Origin of the sequence: Olsenella phocaeensis (genome assembly GCF_900120385.1) — a bacterium.
GTDB lineage: Bacteria > Actinomycetota > Coriobacteriia > Coriobacteriales > Atopobiaceae > Olsenella_I > Olsenella_I phocaeensis.
Genome location: NZ_LT635494.1, coordinates 821,969 through 839,745 on the forward strand (window position 1 = coordinate 821,969; position 17,777 = coordinate 839,745).

Sequence of the window (17,777 nt, forward strand, 5' to 3'; positions counted from 1 at the left end):
GCATGATTCATTTCAGGAGAATGCATAGAGAACGAAAGGGGGAACGGGGTCGGCGCGACGGCGGGGGGAGAGGCGCGGGCGTCCGGCGCGACGGCGGGGGGAGAGGCNGCGAGCGGGGACGACCCGGCCGGTACCCCCGTCGGCGTCCCCGCATCGCAGCCCGCCGCGCAGCAGTCGTCAGCCGCCCGCGCCGCAGAGCTCGACCGCATCCTCAAGCACGCCGCGTATCAGTACTATGCCCTCGACGACCCGGAGATGTCGGACGCCGACTTCGACCGCGCCCTGCGTGAGCTGCAGGCCATCGAGGCTGCCCATCCCGAGCTCGCGCGCCCCGACAGCTACACCCAGCGCGTGGGCGGCTACGTGAGCGAGCAGTTCGCACCCGTCCAGCACGCCCAGCGCATGTACTCCATCGACGATGCCATGGACCTGGGTGAGCTCGACGAGTGGCTTGCCCGCACCGACGAGGCCCTGGGCTCCACGCCCGACGCTCCCGTCGCCTACACCTGCGAGCTCAAGATCGACGGCCTGGGCGTGGCGCTGACCTACCGCGACGGCCAGCTGGTGCGTGCCGCCACGCGTGGGGACGGGACCACGGGTGAGGACGTCACGGCAAACGTCCTCACCATCGACGACATCCCGCGTGCCCTGGCGCCCGCAGGCCTCGACGACGTCGCCGACGGCGGCTTTGGCCACTCCATCGAGGTGCGCGGCGAGGTCTACATGCCCAAGCACAGCTTCGTGCGCCTCAACGAAGAGCGCGACGCCGCCGGCGAGCAGGTCTTTGCCAACCCCCGCAACGCCGCCGCCGGCAGCCTCCGCCAGAAGAACGCGGCCATCACCGCCCACCGCGACCTCGAGACCTTCATCTATGCCGTGGCGGACGAGTCCCCGCTGGCCGTGGACACCCAGCACGCCTTCCTCGACTGGCTGCGCGCCTGCGGCTTCCACGTGAACGACCGCGCCGCCCTCGTCACCAGCTCCCGAGAGGTGCATGACTTCTGCGCCGACGCCCTGGCGCACCGAGACGAGCTCGACTACGACATCGACGGCGTCGTGGTGAAGGTCGACTCCTTCGCTGGCCAGGACGCGTTGGGCTTTACCGCCCGCGCCCCGCGCTGGTCCATCGCGTTCAAGTTTCCCCCGGAGGAGAGGCGCACCGTCCTGCGCGAGATCCGCGTCCAGGTGGGCCGCACCGGCGTCCTGACGCCGGTCGCCGAGTTCGACCCCGTCGTGGTCGCCGGCTCGACCATCGCCCGTGCGACCCTGCACAACATCGACGAGGTGCGCCGCAAGGACGTGCGCGTGGGCGACACCATCGTGGTGCATAAGGCGGGCGACGTGATTCCCGAGGTCGTGGGTCCCGTGACCGAGGGCGACCTGGCCGCCGGGCACGAGGCGCGCCCCCTCTGGCAGATGCCCGAGGCCTGTCCCAGCTGCGGGAGTCCCGTGGTCCGCGAGGAGGGCGAGGTCGCCTTCCGCTGTGTCTCGATCGACTGTCCGGCCCAGGCCTCCGAGCGCCTCATCCACTGGGGCAGCCGCAAGGCCATGGACATCGACGGCCTGGGCGACGAGCTCGTGGGCCGCATGGTCGAGCAGGGCCTGCTCACGGACGTCGCGGACTATTACGACGCGCTCAGCGAGGACCTCCTCGCCGGCGTCGACACCGGCCGCGTCTACGAGACGAGCGCGAAGGACCACGAGGAGGGCGACCCGATCCTGGTGGGGAGGACCATCGCCGGCAAGGTGATGGCGCAGGTCGAGGAGTCGAAGGGCCGCGGGCTCTCGCGCGTGCTCTTCGGGCTGGGAATCCGTCACGTGGGGGCCAACGTGGCGGTGCTCCTCGCCGAGCGCTTCGGCAGCATGGCCGCCCTCTCGTCGGCGAGCGAGGAAGAGATCGCGCAGGTGGATGGCATCGGACCCAAGATCGCGGCGTCGGTGCGCGAGTTCTTCTCCGTGCGCGAGAACGTCGCCGTGGTCGAACGCCTGCGCGAGGCGGGCGTCGTGCTCGAGGAGGAGGTCCGCGAGCCCGAGCGGACACAGTCCTTGGCAGGCCTCACCTTCGTGCTCACGGGCACGCTGCAGAACTACAAGCGCACTGATGCGGGCGACCAGCTCAAGGCCCTGGGCGCCAAGGTCTCGGGCTCGGTCTCGAAGAGGACGAGCTTCGTCGTGGCGGGGGAGGCGGCGGGCTCCAAGCTCGCCAAGGCGCAGGAGCTGGGCGTGCCCGTGCTGGACGAGGCGGCGCTTGCGCAGATCCTCGCGACGGGGGAGCCGCCCCAGGCATAGGTCGCGCCAGGCGAGAGGGTCGGGGCTGCTTGGCTGCTGCTCTGTTTGGCGGTGACCAAGCCTGTGGTCCCAATCGCCGTGATAGTAGGGCCATCGCCTCGGTCATTCTCTATACTTGACACTATACTTGTCATTCTTCGAATGGATGAAGGGGTGGAACGATGGCGCAGCTCTCGCTCTATGTGAACGACGCGACTCTTGAGGGGCTTCGCAGCGAAGCAACGCGCGAGCACGTCTCGATATCCAAGCTCGTGGGCGGCATCCTGCGCGAGCGTCAGCTCATGTCTGGATGGCCCTCGGGCTATTTCGACCTCTACGGGTCGCTGCCGGACTTTCCGGCAGAGGACGACGAGGCCCTTGATGCCTCCCTCGACGAGGCCTGCGACTGGTTCGAGGCCTAGCCATGTACCTCATCGATTCCTGCGTACTGGTCGAGTTTCTGCGCGGAAGGCTTCCGGGCACCCTTGAGGCGCTCCGTTCCAGCGACCCGAAGTCCTTTGGCGTTCCTGCGGTGGTCGTGGGGGAGCTCGCGTATGGCACGGAGCGCTCCGGAAACCCCTCGAAGTCAAGGCTTGCGGTGGAGAGGCTCCTGGCACCCTACCGGGTGTTGCCCTTCGATGACCGCTGCGCCTGGACCTATGGCAGGATTCGACAGGACCTCGCGGGCAAAGGTATGGTCATAGGGCCCAACGACCTGCTCATCGCCGCGACCGCACTTGCGAACGGAGCGACACTCGTGACGAGGAACGTGAGGGAGTTCAAGCGCGTGGACGGACTGCGGGTCGAGTGCTGGGACGAGTTCGAGATTCCCGACGACGTGCCGCCCCAGGCGTAGGTCGCGCCAGGCGAGAGGGTCGGGGCTGGGCGACGGCGCACGCCTTGCGGTCGCATGCCGCATCGATTCCGTCCCTCTCGCCTTGTCAGTCTTCAGGTTTTCAGAAATTTGTCAATATAGTTTCAGATTACCAAGAATGTGGTCGCCCTTTGGTGGGCCGCCATGGATTTTAAGCTAGCTTACGATTTCGACTCGCATAATGCCTCCAACCCAGCCTCCAGACGCCGTGACGGCCACCCTGAGCTGGGCGAGGAGAGGAGGCAGCATGCAGTTCGTTTTCAAGCGCAACGAGCTCAAGTACCGCCTGCGGGAGGACCAGCGCAGGCTCCTCGAAGAGCTCCTGGCGGCACACATGGAGCCTGATGCCCATGGGGCGTCCACCGTGCGCAACGTCTACTACGACACCCCCACCCACCTTCTGGCCCGACGCTCCGAGGAGCACCCGCTCTACAAGGAGAAGCTCCGACTGCGCAGCTACGTGCCCGCGCGCGAGTCTTCCCTCGTCTTCCTCGAGCTCAAGAAGAAGTTCGATGGGGTGGTGTACAAGCGTCGCGCGACCCTTCCCCTCGCCGCCGCGGAGGCCACGCTCGTCGGCGAGCGGGCACCCCAGGGGCAAATCGAGTGCGAGATCGCCACGGCGGCGTCCGTCTACGAAGGCTTGCGTCCGGCGATGTACCTCGCCTACGAGCGGGAGGCCTTCTTCGCCCGCGGCGACCATGACTTCCGCGTCACCCTCGACCAAGGCATCCGCTGCCGCTGGGACGACGTGAGCCTGGCGGGCCCCACCGACGGCGAGCTGCTCATTTCCCCCGGCGAGACGCTGATGGAGCTCAAGAGCAGCCGGGCCCTGCCCCTCTGGATGGTCGAGTTCCTTGTCTCCCAGAGGATCTTCAAGGCGAGCTTCTCGAAGTACGGGGCCGCCTGGCGACTTCAGTCCTCCCGTCGTCCCCTGCGCCAGCAGGTCCTGTCGACAGGCGGGAGGGAAGGTCTGCCTCTGGTGTCGGGTCCCCGTGCCGGCGAGCAGGTCCGTGCCAAGCTTCGCCGCGGCATAGCGCCCTACGTCATCCAACGAGGCTAGAGGAGGAACCCAGCCATGTTCGAGACGCTCTTCAACGACACGAACCTCAGCAACGCCACCACGGCGCAGGACGCCTTCGAGTTCGTCGTCTGCATGCTCGTGGCCCTGGCGCTGGGGCTCGCCCTCGCCCTCATCTACGGCTACCGCGGCCGACACACCCGGAGCCTTGCCATGTCCCTGGTCACCCTTCCCGCCATCGTCGCCGTGGTCATCATGATGGTCGACGGCAACGTGGGGACCGGCGTCGCAGTTGCCGGAGGTTTTAGCCTGGTGCGCTTTCGCAGCGTCCCCGGCCAGGCTCGCGACATCGCCTACATCTTCCTGGCCATGGCCCTGGGCCTGGTTTGCGGCATGGGCTACCTGGCGCTCGCCGCGATCGTGACCGTGGCCATAGGCGGCTGCAACCTCGTGCTCCAGGCAGTCGACTTCGGCCACGGGACCGAGGACGATCACCTCAGCCTGCGCGTGACCATTCCCGAGGACCTGGACCACACCCACGCCTTCGACGACCTACTCGAGCGCTACACCAGCCAGCATGAGCTCGTCTCGGTGAAGACCACCAACATGGGCAGCCTCTACAAGCTCGTCTACGACGTCTGTCTGCGCGAACCGGAGCAGGGGCGGCCCCTCATGGACGAGCTGCGCTGCCGGAACGGCAACCTCGAGGTTGCCCTTGCGCATCGGGAGGTGGCGGGAAATGAGATGTAGGAGACGCAACGAAGGTGGGGAGCCCACGGGGGCTCGCACGGGTGACTTCGGACAAGGGGAGAGGTGCGGATTGGTCGCGGCCACTTCCCAGGGGCGTATGCATGGCCTTCGTGGTGGCGTCATCGTCGCAGGCTTGGCGTTCGCCCTCGCTGCGACCCCGCTCACAGGCTGCACCGCAAGCGCCGTGCAGTCATCGACTGCGACGGGCGCTTCGACGGAGTCCGGATCGACCAGTTCCGTTGCGAGTGGGACGGCGATCAGCCTGGTGGATGCAAGCTCCCAGTTCACCGACCGCGACCTCGATGCCAGCTATGACGAGTCGGGCGCCACGCGCGTCGAGCTCGCCGACTCGGGGTCGAAGGTCACTGGCGACGGGGCGAGCGTGGACGGCGGTACCGTGACCATCACCGAGAGCGGCACATACGTCGTCAGCGGCAGCCTGTCGGATGGGCGGATAGTCGTGAGCGCGGGGGAGGAGGACAAGGTGCAGGTCGTGCTCGACGGTGCGAGCGTGGGCAGCTCCTCGAGCGCCGCCCTCGTCGTGACGCAGGCCGACAAGGTATTCCTGACCCTGGCTCAGGGCAGCCAGAACACCCTCACGGCAAGCGGTGCGGACGTCGAGTCGGACTATGGCAACGTGGATGGCGCCGTCTTCTCGAAGTCAGACCTCACCATCAACGGCGATGGCAACCTGAGCGTCTCGAGCTCGCAGGGCCATGGCATCGTCTGCAAGGACGACCTGCGGCTGGTGGACGGCATCGTGGACGTGAGCGCGGCGGGCCATGCCATCCAGGCCAACGACAGCGTCCGCGTCAACGGCGGCGCCTGGACCCTCACGGCAGGCACGGATGGCATCCATGCCGAGAACGACGAGGACTCCTCGAAGGGCTACGTCTACCTCGCCGGAGGCTCGCTGGGCATCACCGCAGGCAGCGACGGCATCGACGCGGGCTCGGTCCTGCAGGTGGATGGGGGCAGCGTGAGCGTCGCCGCCCAGGACGACGGGCTCCACGCCGAGTACGACCTCGCCATCAACGGTGGCAGCGTCAACGTCACCCAGAGCTACGAGGGCGTCGAGGGCGCGCGCGTCAGCATCACGGGCGGCGAGACGAGCGTCGTCTCGAGCGATGACGGCCTCAACGCGGCAGGCGACCCGACGGGGTCTACGGGCACTATGGACGCTACGGGCGTGACGAGCGCGACGGACTCGACGAGCGTGACGGACTCCGCCCAGTCCGGTCAGGCACCGTCGGCGCCGAGCGGTGGCATGATGGGCTCCGACTCCAGCGCATCCATCCTCATCAGTGGCGGAAGGGTGGTGGTGAACGCCGAGGGCGACGGCATCGACTCCAACGGCGACCTCACCATCACGGGGGGCGAGACCTACGTGAGCGGCCCCACCGGCGACGGCGATGGAGCCATAGACTACGGCGACGGCTCCACGGCCACCATATCGGGCGGCATCGTCGTGGCGGCGGGCTCCGCGGGGATGGCCGAGGGCTTCTCGGCCTCCTCCTCGCAGGGAAGCATGCTGGTCGCAGCCTCGGGCGACGCCGGTGATGTGGTGACCCTCAAGGACTCCGGCGGAGAGACGCTCGCGTCCTTCTCGCCTGCCAAGTCCTTCGCCTGCGTGCTGGCCAGCGCTCCGGGCGTGGAGTCCGGCAAGAGCTACAGCCTCGAGATCGGAGGCAGCTCGACCGAGGTGACCATGGACGGCACGACCTATAGCGACGTGAGCGCCGCCATGGGCGGCGGTGCTCCGCAGGGCGGAGGCGGCCAGACGGGCCCGGGCCAGCCAGGGTTCGCCCCCGGAGGCGGCTCGACTTCGGGCGACGCGCGGATCGATCCGGGGCTCCTCTCGCCTGATGGCCGGTGACTCGGGCGCTAACCGCGCAGATTACGGCCAGTTTGCGCGCGAAAGAGAGAATAACCAGGTAAATTGATCATCCTGAGCAGTTCGCAGATGGGCTGCGCGGGACGGGACATAGGAGTTGGAGCGAACGGCGCCCCCACGCCCTGCACACGTGGGGGCGCTATAGTGTGGCGCATGAACACGATACTCTTCTCCCTGGCGCTCATCCTGGCCGTCTGTGCCTTCGCGCCCTTCCTCGCCAGCCTCGTGCCCGGCCGTGCCGTGCCCGAGGTGGTCTTTTTGGTCTTTGCAGGAGCCATCCTGGGCGCGCACGGCCTCAAGGTCATCAACACCTCGAGCGTCGCGCTCAGCCTGGTGAGCGACCTCGGGCTGGGCTTCCTCTTCCTCAAGGCGGGCTACGAGATTGACCCCCGAGAGCTGGTGGGCCACTCCGGGCGCGTCGCCGCCGCGTCGTGGGTGGCCTCCCTTGCCGTGGGCAGCGCCCTGGTTCCGCTCTTCGCCAACCTCGGTCTCTCCGACCCGGCGGCGTGGATGGCCCTGGCCATCGCCATGACCACCACCGCCTACGGAACCCTCGCCCCCATCCTGCGCGACCGTGGTCTCACGGAGACCCGCGTGGGCAGGATCGTCACCGTGCACGGTGCCTTCGGGGAGCTCCTGCCCGTCATCGCCATGTCCTTCCTGCTCTCGTCCCGCTCCACCACGCGCACCCTGGCGAGCTTCGCCGTCTTCGGGCTCATCGCCCTCCTGGTCCTGGGGCTCTCCGCCAAGGCGAAATACGTCGGCGCGCGCTTCTGGCGCTTCCTGGTCAACGACGTGGGACATGCCTCCCAGCCGCTCCTGCGCATGGTGTCCGCCGTGCTGGTGCTCCTGCTCCTGGCCGCCACCTACTTCGACTTCGACGCGGTGCTCGGCGCCTTTGCAGCCGGCTTCATCCTGCGCGCGCTCTTCCCCGAGGGAAACGAGCAGATGGAGGAGAAGATCGACATCATCTCGAACGGCTTCTTCCAGCCGGCCTTCTTCGTCATATCTGGCGCGGGGATCGACCTCGCGGCCGCGACCCAGAACCTGCCGCTGCTCTTCGGCTTCATGGGCGCCCTGGTCCTGGTGCGCGGGGTCATGGTGGCGCTCTCTCTGCGCCTGGACCCCGGGACCCGCGACCTGGGTTGGCGTGAGCTCGTCTCTGTTGCTGCCTACTGCACCATGGCGCTGCCCCTGGTGGTGGCCGTTACCTCCGTCGCGGTGGAGGGCGGGGTCATGGCGTCGCAGAGCGCGTCGGTGCTGGTCACCGCCGCAGCGCTCACGGTGCTGGTCATCCCCGTGCTGACCTCCTTCGTCCGAGTGGCGGACGAGGCCGATGTCGCGGCGGCGGTGCTCGAGGTCGCGCACGGCGAGGGGAGCCTCAGGGAGGTCGTGGAGGGCCACAGCAGGGCCTACCAGGAACGGCAGCGCGTCTTTCGGGAGCAGCGCCGCCTGGGCAGGAGTCGCGGCCTGCAGATCAGCTCGGCAGACTACCTTGCCGGCAGGGGCAGGGCCTCGCGTGCGGAGGGCCACCGTCCCCAGAGTCCCCAAGAGTAGGGGAGAGGGGCGGCGCCACGCGCTCGCGCCGCCGAGCCAGGCTGCGGGCCCACGTCGCTCGGGCCTCCTTGCCCCAGGCTCCGGACCGGGCCGCATGCCGCCGGTCGTCAGGTTGCTCGGGCGCTGCCCAGGCCGCTAGGCCTCCTGGGGCCTGCCGTCGTAGTCGACGCGTCCCGCCAGCTCCCGCAGGGCCTCGACGTCGCGCGTGACGAAGGCCTCCGCCAGGTCGGGCCAGGCGTCCAACGCCGCATAGAAGAGGTCGGGGAAGCTCTCGAACCGCCGCTCTCCCGTCGAGGGGTCCGCCCATTCGTGACGGTCCAGGTTTGCGGCAGGGCAGTCTCCGCCCTCCCAGACGGGATGGGCGAGGGACGCCAGCTTGGAGTGAGGGCGCACGAGCCTCTCCACTGCCATGAGGGCACGACCCCGAGGCGAGCCCACGGGCTCGATGGCGCGGTACAGGAGCTCGTAGTCGTGGGTGCAACCGGCGTACTCCTCCGCGTCGAGCGAGACGCCGTAGACCTGCCAGGCCAGCTGGGAGAGCAGGGCGCCCGCGACGCGGTCGATGCGCTCCGTGCGCGCCAGCATGTCGGCGGGAGGCGCCTGGACCACGGTCTGGCGGCGCAGCTCCCAGAGGAGCCAGCTGTCGATGTCGGTCTCGATCAGGCTGTGGACCTCGCTCTGTGCGTCCTCGAGCCCGTCCGCCGCCGCGATGATGGTCGCCTGCTGGGCGTACACGAAGGCATGGGAGCCGCTGTCCAGCGCGTAGTGGCTGAGCATGCCCAGCGCGAAGGCGCGGCCACAGGTCTTGTCGTCCTCGCGCAGGTGGCTCACGGCGTCGCGCAGGGCGAGGAAGGCGTCGAGCACCTTCTGGCCGTGCATGAGGCTGCCTAGGCGATGGCAGGTGGCAGCCGTTCGGGGAAGGGTCGAGAAGCGCGCGAAGAGAGGGTCGGGACCCTGGTTGCCCAGGAGGAAGGCTAGGAGGTCCTGCTCGTCTGCCAGAATCCCCTGGGGCAGGAGGGCGGCCGCCTCCTCGCCAAACAGGTGGTGCGTGATAAGTGCCGGCATCGTGCTGCTCCTTGCCTCGTCCCATGCGGATGACTGGGCTACAGGGTAGACCATTTTGTGACCGTGGCATCGAGTCCGTCCCATCGGGCCGGGCAGTCGTATAATCGCGTTTCTGTGCAAAATCGCGAGCGCAGTTGGGGGGTTGTGCCGTGTCCATCGCAGGAATATTCATCCTGGGCCTCGCGCTCTCCGCCGCCGCTTTCGCCGTCACCATATCCAACAGCTTCGTGTACGGCGGCGAGCGCCGTTCGCGCCTGCTGCTCATGCCGCTCTTCTTCGGTGCCTTTCAGGCGCTCATGCCCCTTTTGGGCTATTACCTGGGAGAGCTCGCGGCGGAGCTGATCGAGGCCTACTCCGGAGTGGTGACCCTGGTCATCCTGGGGGTCATCGGGGGCAGCATGGTGCGCGAGGGCGCGGCGGCGCTCATGGACCCAAGCTCCAGCGAGGCCTGCCAGGTCGCGGTGGTCTCGGGGAAGGACGGGAGCGCCTCTCGCCTGACCATTGCCACGCTGCTCTTCCAGGCGGTCGCCACTGCAATCGACGCCTTCGCCGTGGGCGTGTCGCTCAGGGCCATGGCCGTCAACCTGCCGCTTGCCGTGGGCGTCATCGGCCTCACCACGGCAGCCTGCTGCGTGGTCGCGCTTGCCATCGGCCGCAGGCTCGGCTGCCTTTTGGGAGACCGCGCCGAAGTGGCGGGCGGCGTCGTGCTCGTCATCATCGGCCTGAGGGCCTTCCTGGGGTAGACGGCGCGCCCCTTCGCCGTGCGAGGTGGGTGGGGCGAGCACGTCGAACGCGTTCGTCTGCCGCGCGACTACGTCCAACGCGTTTGTCCGCTATGCGACTACGTCGAACGCGTCAACCCAGTGCGCGACTACGCTCAGCGCGTCTATTTGATGTTCGACTACGTCGAACGCGTCTGAGCGCCGCGCGCCAACTGGGCAAACGCGGAGGCATCAGACGCGTTGGACGCTGTCAATGAAATGAGACACGCGTTGGACGTCGTCGGCAAGGTGAGACACGCGACGGACGCACTTGCGGGCAGCACGCACGCGCGGCGGCCTAGACGTAGAAGAGCATCCTGTTGTAGCTGGGCACGGGCCAGTAGTCCCTGCCGCAGATCCTCTCCATGCCGTCCACCAGCTCGCGCAGCCGCGCCATGGCGGGGATGACCTCGTCGCGGTAGAAGTCGTCCTGCTCCTTGCAGCTTGCGATGCCATGCGCGTGGGAGTTCTTCTCCTCGAGCTCTGCCACGGCCTCGTGGATGGCGTTGATGCCGTCGGTGAGTGCGACCACGGTGGCCTTCTCGGCCGTCGCGGCGATGCCGATCTCGGCCTTGGCGGCGACGGAGGTCGCGATGTCGCCCGAGTAGCTGAAGAGGGCGGGCAGGTACAGGTGGCGCGCCATGTAGACCATGGTGTTCGCCTCGATGTTGATGAGCTTCGCGTACTGCTCGGCGGCGGCGGCGTAGCGCGCGCGGCTCTCCGCCTCGCTGAGGACGGAGTACTTCTCCATGAAGGCGATGTTCTGGGGCTCGACCATGCAGGGGAGGGCGTCGGGCGTGGTCTTGAGGTTGAGGAGCCCGCGCCGGGCCGCCTCCTCCTCCCACTCGTCGGCGTAGCCGTTGCCGTCGAAGATGACGCGCTGGTGGTCGCGGAAGGTGTGACGCACGAAGCGCATGGCCACCTGGGTGAAGTCGCCCAGCTCGTCGATGCGGTCCGCCACGTAGGAGCAGAAGCGGTCGCACTGTTCGGCCACGGCGGTGTTGAGCACCACATTGGGGTCGCTCAGGTTCTGCTGGCTGCCGCACATGCGGAACTCGAACTTGTTGCCCGTGAAGGCGAAGGGGCTGGTGCGGTTGCGATCGGTGTTGTCGCGCAGCACGTCGGGTAGGGCGGGCACCCCCAGGTCGACGAGCTCACGGTCGTGGGACTCGGCGTGCTCCTTGCGGATGAGCGCGTCGACGACAGGCGAGAGCGCGTCTCCCAGGAAGACCGAGATGATCGCCGGGGGCGCCTCGTTGGCGCCCAGGCGGTGGTCGTTGCCCGCGGACGCGACGGAGGCGCGCAAGAGGTCGGCGTGCTCGTCGACGGCCGCGACCAGGCAGGCGAGGAAGACGAGGAACTGCAGGTTGTCCTCGGCCTTGTCCCCTGGTTCGAGCAGGTTCTCGCCGTCGGCGGAAAGAGACCAGTTGTCGTGCTTGCCCGAGCCGTTCACGTACTCGAAGGGCTTCTCGTGCTCCAGGCAGGCCAGGCCGTAGTGGGTGGCCAGAAGCTTGAGCTTCTCCATGGTGATGAGGTTGTCGTCGATGGCGAGCGGCCCCTGCTCGAAGATGGGCGCGAGCTCATGCTGGCAGGGCGCGACCTCGTTGTGCTTGGTGCGCGCGGGCACGCCGAGCTTCCAGAGCTCGTCGTCGACCTCCTTCATGAAGGCGTTGACGGAGGGGCGGATGGCGCCGAAGTAGTGCTCTTCGAGCTCCTGGCCCTTTGCGGGCTCGCAGCCGAAGAGGGTGCGGCCGCAGAGGATGAGGTCGGGACGCGCCTCGTAGTCCTCCTCCTTGATGAGGAAGTACTCCTGCTCGGGGCCGCAGGTGGTCACCACGCGCCGCGGCTCCTTGCCGAAGAGCGCCAGGACGCGCTTGGCCTGCTTCTCGAGGGCCACCTCGGAGCGCAGGAGCGGGGTCTTCTTGTCCAGCGCCTCGCCGGTGTAGCTGATGAAGGCGGTGGGGATGCAGAGCACCTCGTCCTTGATGAAGGCGGGGCTCATGGGGTCCCAGACGGTGTAGCCGCGGGCCTCGAAGGTGGCGCGCAGGCCGCCGTTGGGGAAGCTCGAGGCGTCCGGCTCGCCCTGGACCAGCTCCTTGCCCGAGAACGCCATGAGCACGGTGCCGTCGTCCTTGGGGTTGATGAAGCTGTCGTGCTTCTCGGACGTGATGCCCGTGAGCGGCTGGAACCAGTGGGTGAAGTGGGTGGCGCCCTTCTCCAGCGCCCACTCCTTCATGGCATGCGCGACCTCGTTGGCGATGTCGAGGTCGAGGGGCTTGCCGTCGTCGATGGTCTGCCGGAGCTCGCGGTAGGTCGGCTTGGGAAGCCGGTCCTGCATGTCCGCGTCCGTGAAGACCAGGCTGCCGTATTCCTCGGAAACCTTGTCCTTTGACATGGTGCCCCCAATTCCCCTGTGAGCCCGCGCTCCGCGGTGGCCCGGGCCTGCGTTTCTTTCCGAAAGGTACACTACCTGACCCCTGTTAAAGGGGAGTGAACGGCCACCGACACGAAATGCGGGCATTGGCTGCGCTCGGGTGCCCCGCCTGCCCCATGCGCTTGCGACTTGGCGTGGCTGGGTGAGAGGGGACGCGTCGTTCGCGGGTGGGGCGACGATCCCCGTGAGGGTCTCCGCAAAGGCCGCCGTTCCTCTCGTCCCAAAATGTGTCCGTCCCTCTCGCCTCAAAACTGTTAGTAATTAGGTAACATTAAAGCGAAGAGGCCAGGGGCGAGAGTGACCGCATTCCCTCCCGCAGCTGGCACGAGGGCGCAGGAAGCGCCACCGGAAGAGAGGGGAAGCACTGATGCCAGACAGCAAGAATGGGGCCCTGACCGTCGCCGTCGTGGGCTGCACCCACGCGGGGACCTTTGCCACCCAGTCGATCCTCGCAGCACATCCCGACTGGCAGGTCCACGTCTTCGAGCGCAACGACACGCTCTCGTTCCTCTCCTGTGGCATCGCGCTCTGGGTGGGCGGCCACGTGTCGGACCCCAGGCGCATGTTCTACTCCTCGCCGGCGGCCCTGGCCGAGCTCGGCGCCACCATGCACATGCGCTGCGACGTGACCTCCGTCGACCTGTCGGCAAAGACCCTGGCCTGGCGCGAGCTCGACGGCGAGGGCGAGGGGACCCTCCCGTTTGACAAGATCGTCGTCACCACCGGCTCCAAGCCCGTGATTCCGCCCATTCCCGGCCTGGCGGAGGGCTTCCAGGCCGGTCGCGTCCTGCGCTGCAAGAACTGGGACGACGGTCGCCAGATCAAGGAGAGGATGTCCGACGCCAGGTCGGTCGCCGTCTTGGGCGCGGGCTACATCGGGGCCGAGCTCGCTGAGCAGGCCTCACTCATGGGTGCGAAGGTCACGCTGATCGACGGCCTCGATCGCGCACTCGCGAAGAACTTCGACGAGGACGTCACCCGCCTGGTCGAGGAAGCCTACCGCGACCATGGCGTGGAGCTGGCCTTCGGCCAGATGGTCGAAAGGGTCGAGGCGGATGAGGCGGGGGTCAGCGTCACGAGTGGTGGGGTCGAGCGCCGCGTCGACTACCTGATCATGGCCGCGGGCTTCTCTCCCCGGACCGAGCTCTTCCAGGGCAAGCTGGACATGCTGCGCAACGGGGCCATCAGGGTGGACCCCTACATGCGTGCGACGCTGCTCGACGAGGACGGCATGCCCGAGGCGGAGCCCTGTCAGGACGTGTTCGCGGCGGGTGACAGCGCCACCGTGCTCTACAACCCCACGGGCGAGGACGACTACATCCCCCTGGCCACCAACGCGGTGAGGCAGGGGCTGCTCGTGGGGGCCAACGCCGTCGAGCCCACGAAGGCCTACCTGGGCACGCAGGCGACCTCGGCCGTGCAGCTCTATGACCTCTCGCTCGCGGCGACGGGGCTTACCGTGGCGGGCGCTGCGGCGCGTGGCGTCGAGGTCGCCTCCACCACGCTGGTGCAGGACTTCCGTCCCGACTTCATGCTCACCACCGAGCCCGTTACCTGCGTCCTGACCTGGGACCCCACGACCCGCGAGGTCAAGGGGGCGCAGTTCGCCTGCAGGCATGACATCTCTCAGGCCGCGAATGCGGTGTCGATCGCGATTCACAACCACAACACCATCGACGAGCTGGCGGGCTTCGACTTCTTCTTCCAGCCCAACTTCGGCCAGCCCGTCAACTACGTCGGCGCCGTGGCCATGCAGGCCGTGGCCGAGGCCGACGCAGTGCGGTAGGGCCGGGAGACATTCGGCGGGGTCGGGGTCGTCCGGCCGGGCTGGGTCCCGGCCGGGTGGCCTGGCCTATCTCGTCCGATTCGTTCAGAACTCGCTCGAGATTGCAGTTTGCTGTCATCTCGGGCGAGTCCTGAACGGTTGGCTGGAGCGCGGCGTGCCGAAAACGTGCCTGCCCCGTTCGACAACGTCCAACGCGCGCTACTTTTGCCCGACAGCGTCCAATGCGCGCTACTTTTGCCCGACAGCGTCCAACGCGTCTGAGCAAGAACCGCGACCTGCGAGTTCTCTGGTGCCTTGGACGTGTTGGACGTTTTCGAGCAGCTGAGACGCGCGCCGGACGTCGTCGGGGACCTATCCCAGGCTCCTCGCCCCTTCCGCCGCCGTCCCTGCCCGCGGGTACAATGGGGCCTGGGGCCATCGCGCTCGCGAACGTCCCTCGACCACAGCAAGGAGCACCCATGCCAGACCAGCCAAGCACCGAGGCCGCCCAGGCCCAGCCCACCGCGCAGCCCGCGGAGCAGCGCACCATCGCCGTGATCGACGGCAACTCGCTCATGCACCGCGCCTTCCATGCCATCCGCCAGCCTATGAGCGCGCCGGACGGACGCTCCACCAACGCACTCTTCGGCTTCTTCAACATGTTCGTCAAGTTCGTCGAGACCTTCCGCCCCGATGGCATCATCTGCGCATTCGACAAGGGCCGGCCGCAGGTCCGTATTGACATGCTGCCCCAGTACAAGGCCCAGCGCCCCCCCATGGACCCCGACCTCCACGAGCAGTTCCCCATGGTCAAGGAGCTGCTCCGCGCGATGGACGTGCCCGTGGCGGAGCTTCAGGGCTGGGAGGGCGACGACATCCTGGGCACCCTCGCCCGCAGGGGAGAGGAGGCCGGCTACCAGATGCTGCTGGTCACCGGCGACCGCGACATGTACCAGCTCGCGACCGAGAGGGTGCGCATCGTCTCCACCAAGAAGGGCACCTCGGACGTCGCCATCATGACGCCCGAGAGCGTGGACGACCTCTACCATGGCGTCACACCCGAGCTCGTGCCCGACTTCTACGGCCTCAAGGGAGACGGCTCGGACAACATCCCCGGCGTTCCCGGCATCGGCCCCAAGAAGGCGGCGGCCCTCATCGTGCAGTACGGAAACCTGGACGAGGTCATAGCCCATGCGGACGAGGTCAAGGGCAAGATGGGAGAGAACCTCCGCGCCCACGTGGACGACGCCCTTCTTAGCCGCAAGGTCGCCACGATCCGGACCGACGCGCCGCTCGAGCTCGAGCTCAAGGACGCTCGCTTTCCCACCTTCGACCCGGCAGAGGTGGCCGAGGCCTTCTCTGCCCTTGGGTTCACGGGCATGACCGGGCGCATCGTGCGCCTTGCCGGCGTCGAGGACGTCCCGGAGCAGTCGCCGGCCCCTCAGGTCACCCTCGATGCCCCGCTCGAGGGCGACGACGCGCGCAAGGCCCTGGACGTCGCCCTTGCCGCCGGCGAGTGGCTGGGCGCCTCCTTCGAGGAGGTCGAGGGCCCTGGTGGCCAGCTGGCGCTTGACCTGGGCGACGGCAAGACCCTGACCGTCTGGGTCAGCACCGAGGCCGCGCTGCTCAAGTTCGCCGCCTCCGACGCCACGAGCGCCCTCGCCCGCATCGCGCGCGAGGGTCGGCTCGCCTCGGGCGACGCGAAGGCCCTGCTGCACCTAGCCTGCCCCTATGACTCCTCCGAACCCGCCCTCGTCGAGGTCGGCGAGCTGGACGCCGCGCGCATCTTCGACGTCGGCGTGGCAGGCTACCTGCTGGCGTCGGACGATGCGGACTTCTCGCCCGTGGCCCTTGCCGGGGCGTACCTCGACGTGCCGCTGCCCGCCGCGACGGACGAGGTCGGCAAGGCGGGCGTCGACGCGCTTGCGGCACGCCTCCTTAGGCCCGAGCTCGCGCGCAGGCTCGAGGAGGACGGTTCCCTCAGGCTCTTCCAGGGGCTCGAGATGCCCCTGCTCCCGGTGCTCCTGCAGATGGAGCGCTGTGGCCTGCACGCCGACCCCGCCGCGCTCGCGGCGCAGTCCGCGGAGCTCGGGGAAGAGATCGGCTCGATGGTCGCGGCGGTCAAGGCGGCGGCGGGGGAGGACTTCAACCTCGACTCCCCGCAGCAGCTGAGCCATGTGCTCTTTGACGTGTGGGGACTTCCCACCCTCGGGCTGAAGAAGACCAAGAAGGGCTTCTATTCCACCAATGCCAAGACCCTCGAGAACCTGGCGAGCGAGGACGGGCGCGTGCGCACGGTGCTCGACTACCGCGAGCGCGCCAAGATCAAGAGCACCTACCTGGACGCGCTGCCCGCGTTGATCCGCAAGGACGGCCGCATCCACACCACGCTCAACCAGACCGTCGCGGCGACCGGCCGGCTCTCCAGCTCCGATCCCAACCTGCAGAACATCCCCACCCGTTCCGAGTTGGGACACCGCGTGCGCACGGCCTTCACCGTGCCCGAGGGCAGCGTGTTCCTCGCCTGTGACTACTCCCAGATCGAGCTCAGGCTGCTCGCCCACCTCTCTGCCGACGAGCACTTGGTCGAGGCCTTCTGCGAGGGCGCCGACTTCCATGCCGCAACCGCGGCGCGCGTGTTTGGTGTGCCTGTCGAGGAGGTGTCGCACGAGCTGCGCAGCCGGGCCAAGGCGGTCAACTTCGGCATCGTCTACGGGCAGCAGGCGTTTGGCCTCTCCAGTTCGCTGCACATCCCACGCGACGAGGCCCAGCGGATGATCGACCGCTACTTCGAGGTGTACCCCGGCGTTCGTGCCTTCCTGGACGCCCAGGTGGAGTTTGCCCGCAAGAACGGATGGGTCGCCACGTCCTTCGGACGGAAGCGCCACATCAAGGACATCAACAGCCGCAACTTCCAGCTGCGCTCCTTTGGCGAGAGGACCGCCATGAACCACCCCATGCAGGGAACGGCGGCTGACATCATCAAGATCGCCATGGTCCAGGTGGCCGCGCGGCTCCGCGAGGAGGGACTGCGCTCCAAGCTCGTGCTGCAGATCCACGACGAGCTGGACTTCGAGTGCCCGAAGGACGAGGTGGAGGCACTCTCGGCCCTGGTGAAGGAGACCATGGAGGGCGTCGTGAAGCTGCGCGTCCCGCTGATTGCCGACGTCTCCTTCGGCTCCAATTGGGCGGAGGCGAAGTAGGGGGCATCGGACGACCACGTTGGGCGACCACGTTGGGCGGCCACGCCGGCAGCCTCCATCGTCGCTGGTAGATGGGACCTTCTCCTCACAAGGACCGTATGGGGAGAGGGTCCCACTCTCATTCCGTGGGGAGAATGACCTCTTTTCATGCTAATAAGTTTGCCATGTCTAACTATCTGTCATACACT

General features: G+C 67.8%; 12 protein-coding genes. 10 read left to right on the plus strand and 2 right to left on the minus strand.

Annotated elements, in window-relative coordinates:
• Positions 1-24: 24 nt before the first annotated feature.
• The 7 genes from ligA to BQ7388_RS03900 all read left to right on the plus strand — a co-directional run bounded on the left by ligA (position 25) and on the right by BQ7388_RS03900 (position 8,361).
• Complete coding sequence (ligA, locus tag BQ7388_RS03870) at positions 25-2,289, plus strand: NAD-dependent DNA ligase LigA (RefSeq protein ID WP_407668491.1); 2,265 nt, start codon at positions 25-27, stop codon at positions 2,287-2,289.
• Positions 2,290-2,450: 161 nt separating this feature from the next.
• Positions 2,451-2,690, plus strand: a complete 240-nt coding sequence (locus BQ7388_RS03875) for a hypothetical protein (protein WP_009277905.1) — start codon at positions 2,451-2,453, stop codon at positions 2,688-2,690.
• A 2-nt stretch (positions 2,691-2,692) separates the two neighbouring features.
• Positions 2,693-3,124 carry a type II toxin-antitoxin system VapC family toxin gene (locus BQ7388_RS03880; RefSeq protein ID WP_062529638.1) on the plus strand — a complete coding sequence of 144 codons (432 nt, stop codon included), beginning with the start codon at positions 2,693-2,695 and terminating at the stop codon, positions 3,122-3,124.
• Positions 3,125-3,389: 265 nt separating this feature from the next.
• Positions 3,390-4,202: a polyphosphate polymerase domain-containing protein gene (locus tag BQ7388_RS03885; RefSeq protein WP_072499824.1), complete on the plus strand. Its 813-nt coding sequence runs from the start codon at positions 3,390-3,392 to the stop codon at positions 4,200-4,202.
• A 15-nt stretch (positions 4,203-4,217) separates the two neighbouring features.
• The gene (locus BQ7388_RS03890) at positions 4,218-4,910 is read left to right on the plus strand and encodes a DUF4956 domain-containing protein (protein WP_062529642.1); all 693 of its coding nucleotides are present in this window, start codon (positions 4,218-4,220) and stop codon (positions 4,908-4,910) included.
• Between the two features lie 265 nt (positions 4,911-5,175).
• On the plus strand, positions 5,176-6,786 hold the full coding sequence (locus BQ7388_RS03895; RefSeq protein ID WP_159430784.1) for a carbohydrate-binding domain-containing protein: 1,611 nt from the start codon (positions 5,176-5,178) through the stop codon (positions 6,784-6,786).
• 171 nt (positions 6,787-6,957) lie between these two features.
• On the plus strand, positions 6,958-8,361 hold the full coding sequence (locus BQ7388_RS03900) for a cation:proton antiporter (RefSeq protein ID WP_159430785.1): 1,404 nt from the start codon (positions 6,958-6,960) through the stop codon (positions 8,359-8,361).
• A 135-nt stretch (positions 8,362-8,496) separates the two neighbouring features.
• Here the strand turns inward: BQ7388_RS03900 and BQ7388_RS03905 are convergent, their stop codons facing one another.
• On the minus strand, positions 8,497-9,426 hold the full coding sequence (locus tag BQ7388_RS03905; protein ID WP_072499827.1) for a zinc dependent phospholipase C family protein: 930 nt from the start codon (positions 9,424-9,426) through the stop codon (positions 8,497-8,499).
• 149 nt (positions 9,427-9,575) lie between these two features.
• Here BQ7388_RS03905 and BQ7388_RS03910 point away from each other — a divergent pair, with 149 nt between their 5' ends.
• Positions 9,576-10,169, plus strand: coding sequence for a manganese efflux pump MntP (locus BQ7388_RS03910; protein WP_072499828.1), 594 nt, complete (start codon positions 9,576-9,578; stop codon positions 10,167-10,169).
• A 316-nt stretch (positions 10,170-10,485) separates the two neighbouring features.
• Here BQ7388_RS03910 and BQ7388_RS03915 read toward each other — a convergent pair whose 3' ends face one another.
• Positions 10,486-12,582: a glutamine synthetase III family protein gene (locus BQ7388_RS03915; protein ID WP_072499829.1), complete on the minus strand. Its 2,097-nt coding sequence runs from the start codon at positions 12,580-12,582 to the stop codon at positions 10,486-10,488.
• A gap of 406 nt (positions 12,583-12,988) precedes the next feature.
• On the opposite strand from BQ7388_RS03915, the gene BQ7388_RS03920 reads away from it, so the two are divergent.
• Entirely contained in the window at positions 12,989-14,407 is a 1,419-nt protein-coding gene (locus tag BQ7388_RS03920; RefSeq protein WP_072499830.1) for an NAD(P)/FAD-dependent oxidoreductase, read from the plus strand.
• Between the two features lie 458 nt (positions 14,408-14,865).
• A complete protein-coding gene (gene polA, locus BQ7388_RS03925; RefSeq protein ID WP_072499831.1) occupies positions 14,866-17,589 on the plus strand; it encodes a DNA polymerase I in 2,724 nt (907 codons plus the stop codon).
• Positions 17,590-17,777: the final 188 nt, after the last annotated feature.

Excerpts from the sequence above, each read along its gene's own strand:
- BQ7388_RS03880 (WP_062529638.1), top strand. The coding sequence starts at position 2,693 with ATGTACCTCATCGATTCCTGCGTACTGGTCGAGTTTCTGCGCGGAAGG.
- BQ7388_RS03920 (WP_072499830.1), top strand. The coding sequence starts at position 12,989 with ATGCCAGACAGCAAGAATGGGGCCCTGACCGTCGCCGTCGTGGGCTGC.
- BQ7388_RS03890 (WP_062529642.1), top strand. The coding sequence starts at position 4,218 with ATGTTCGAGACGCTCTTCAACGACACGAACCTCAGCAACGCCACCACG.
- BQ7388_RS03875 (WP_009277905.1), top strand. The coding sequence starts at position 2,451 with ATGGCGCAGCTCTCGCTCTATGTGAACGACGCGACTCTTGAGGGGCTT.
- polA (WP_072499831.1), top strand. The coding sequence starts at position 14,866 with ATGCCAGACCAGCCAAGCACCGAGGCCGCCCAGGCCCAGCCCACCGCG.
- BQ7388_RS03900 (WP_159430785.1), top strand. The coding sequence starts at position 6,958 with ATGAACACGATACTCTTCTCCCTGGCGCTCATCCTGGCCGTCTGTGCC.
- BQ7388_RS03905 (WP_072499827.1), bottom strand. The coding sequence starts at position 9,426 with ATGCCGGCACTTATCACGCACCACCTGTTTGGCGAGGAGGCGGCCGCC.
- BQ7388_RS03885 (WP_072499824.1), top strand. The coding sequence starts at position 3,390 with ATGCAGTTCGTTTTCAAGCGCAACGAGCTCAAGTACCGCCTGCGGGAG.
- BQ7388_RS03915 (WP_072499829.1), bottom strand. The coding sequence starts at position 12,582 with ATGTCAAAGGACAAGGTTTCCGAGGAATACGGCAGCCTGGTCTTCACG.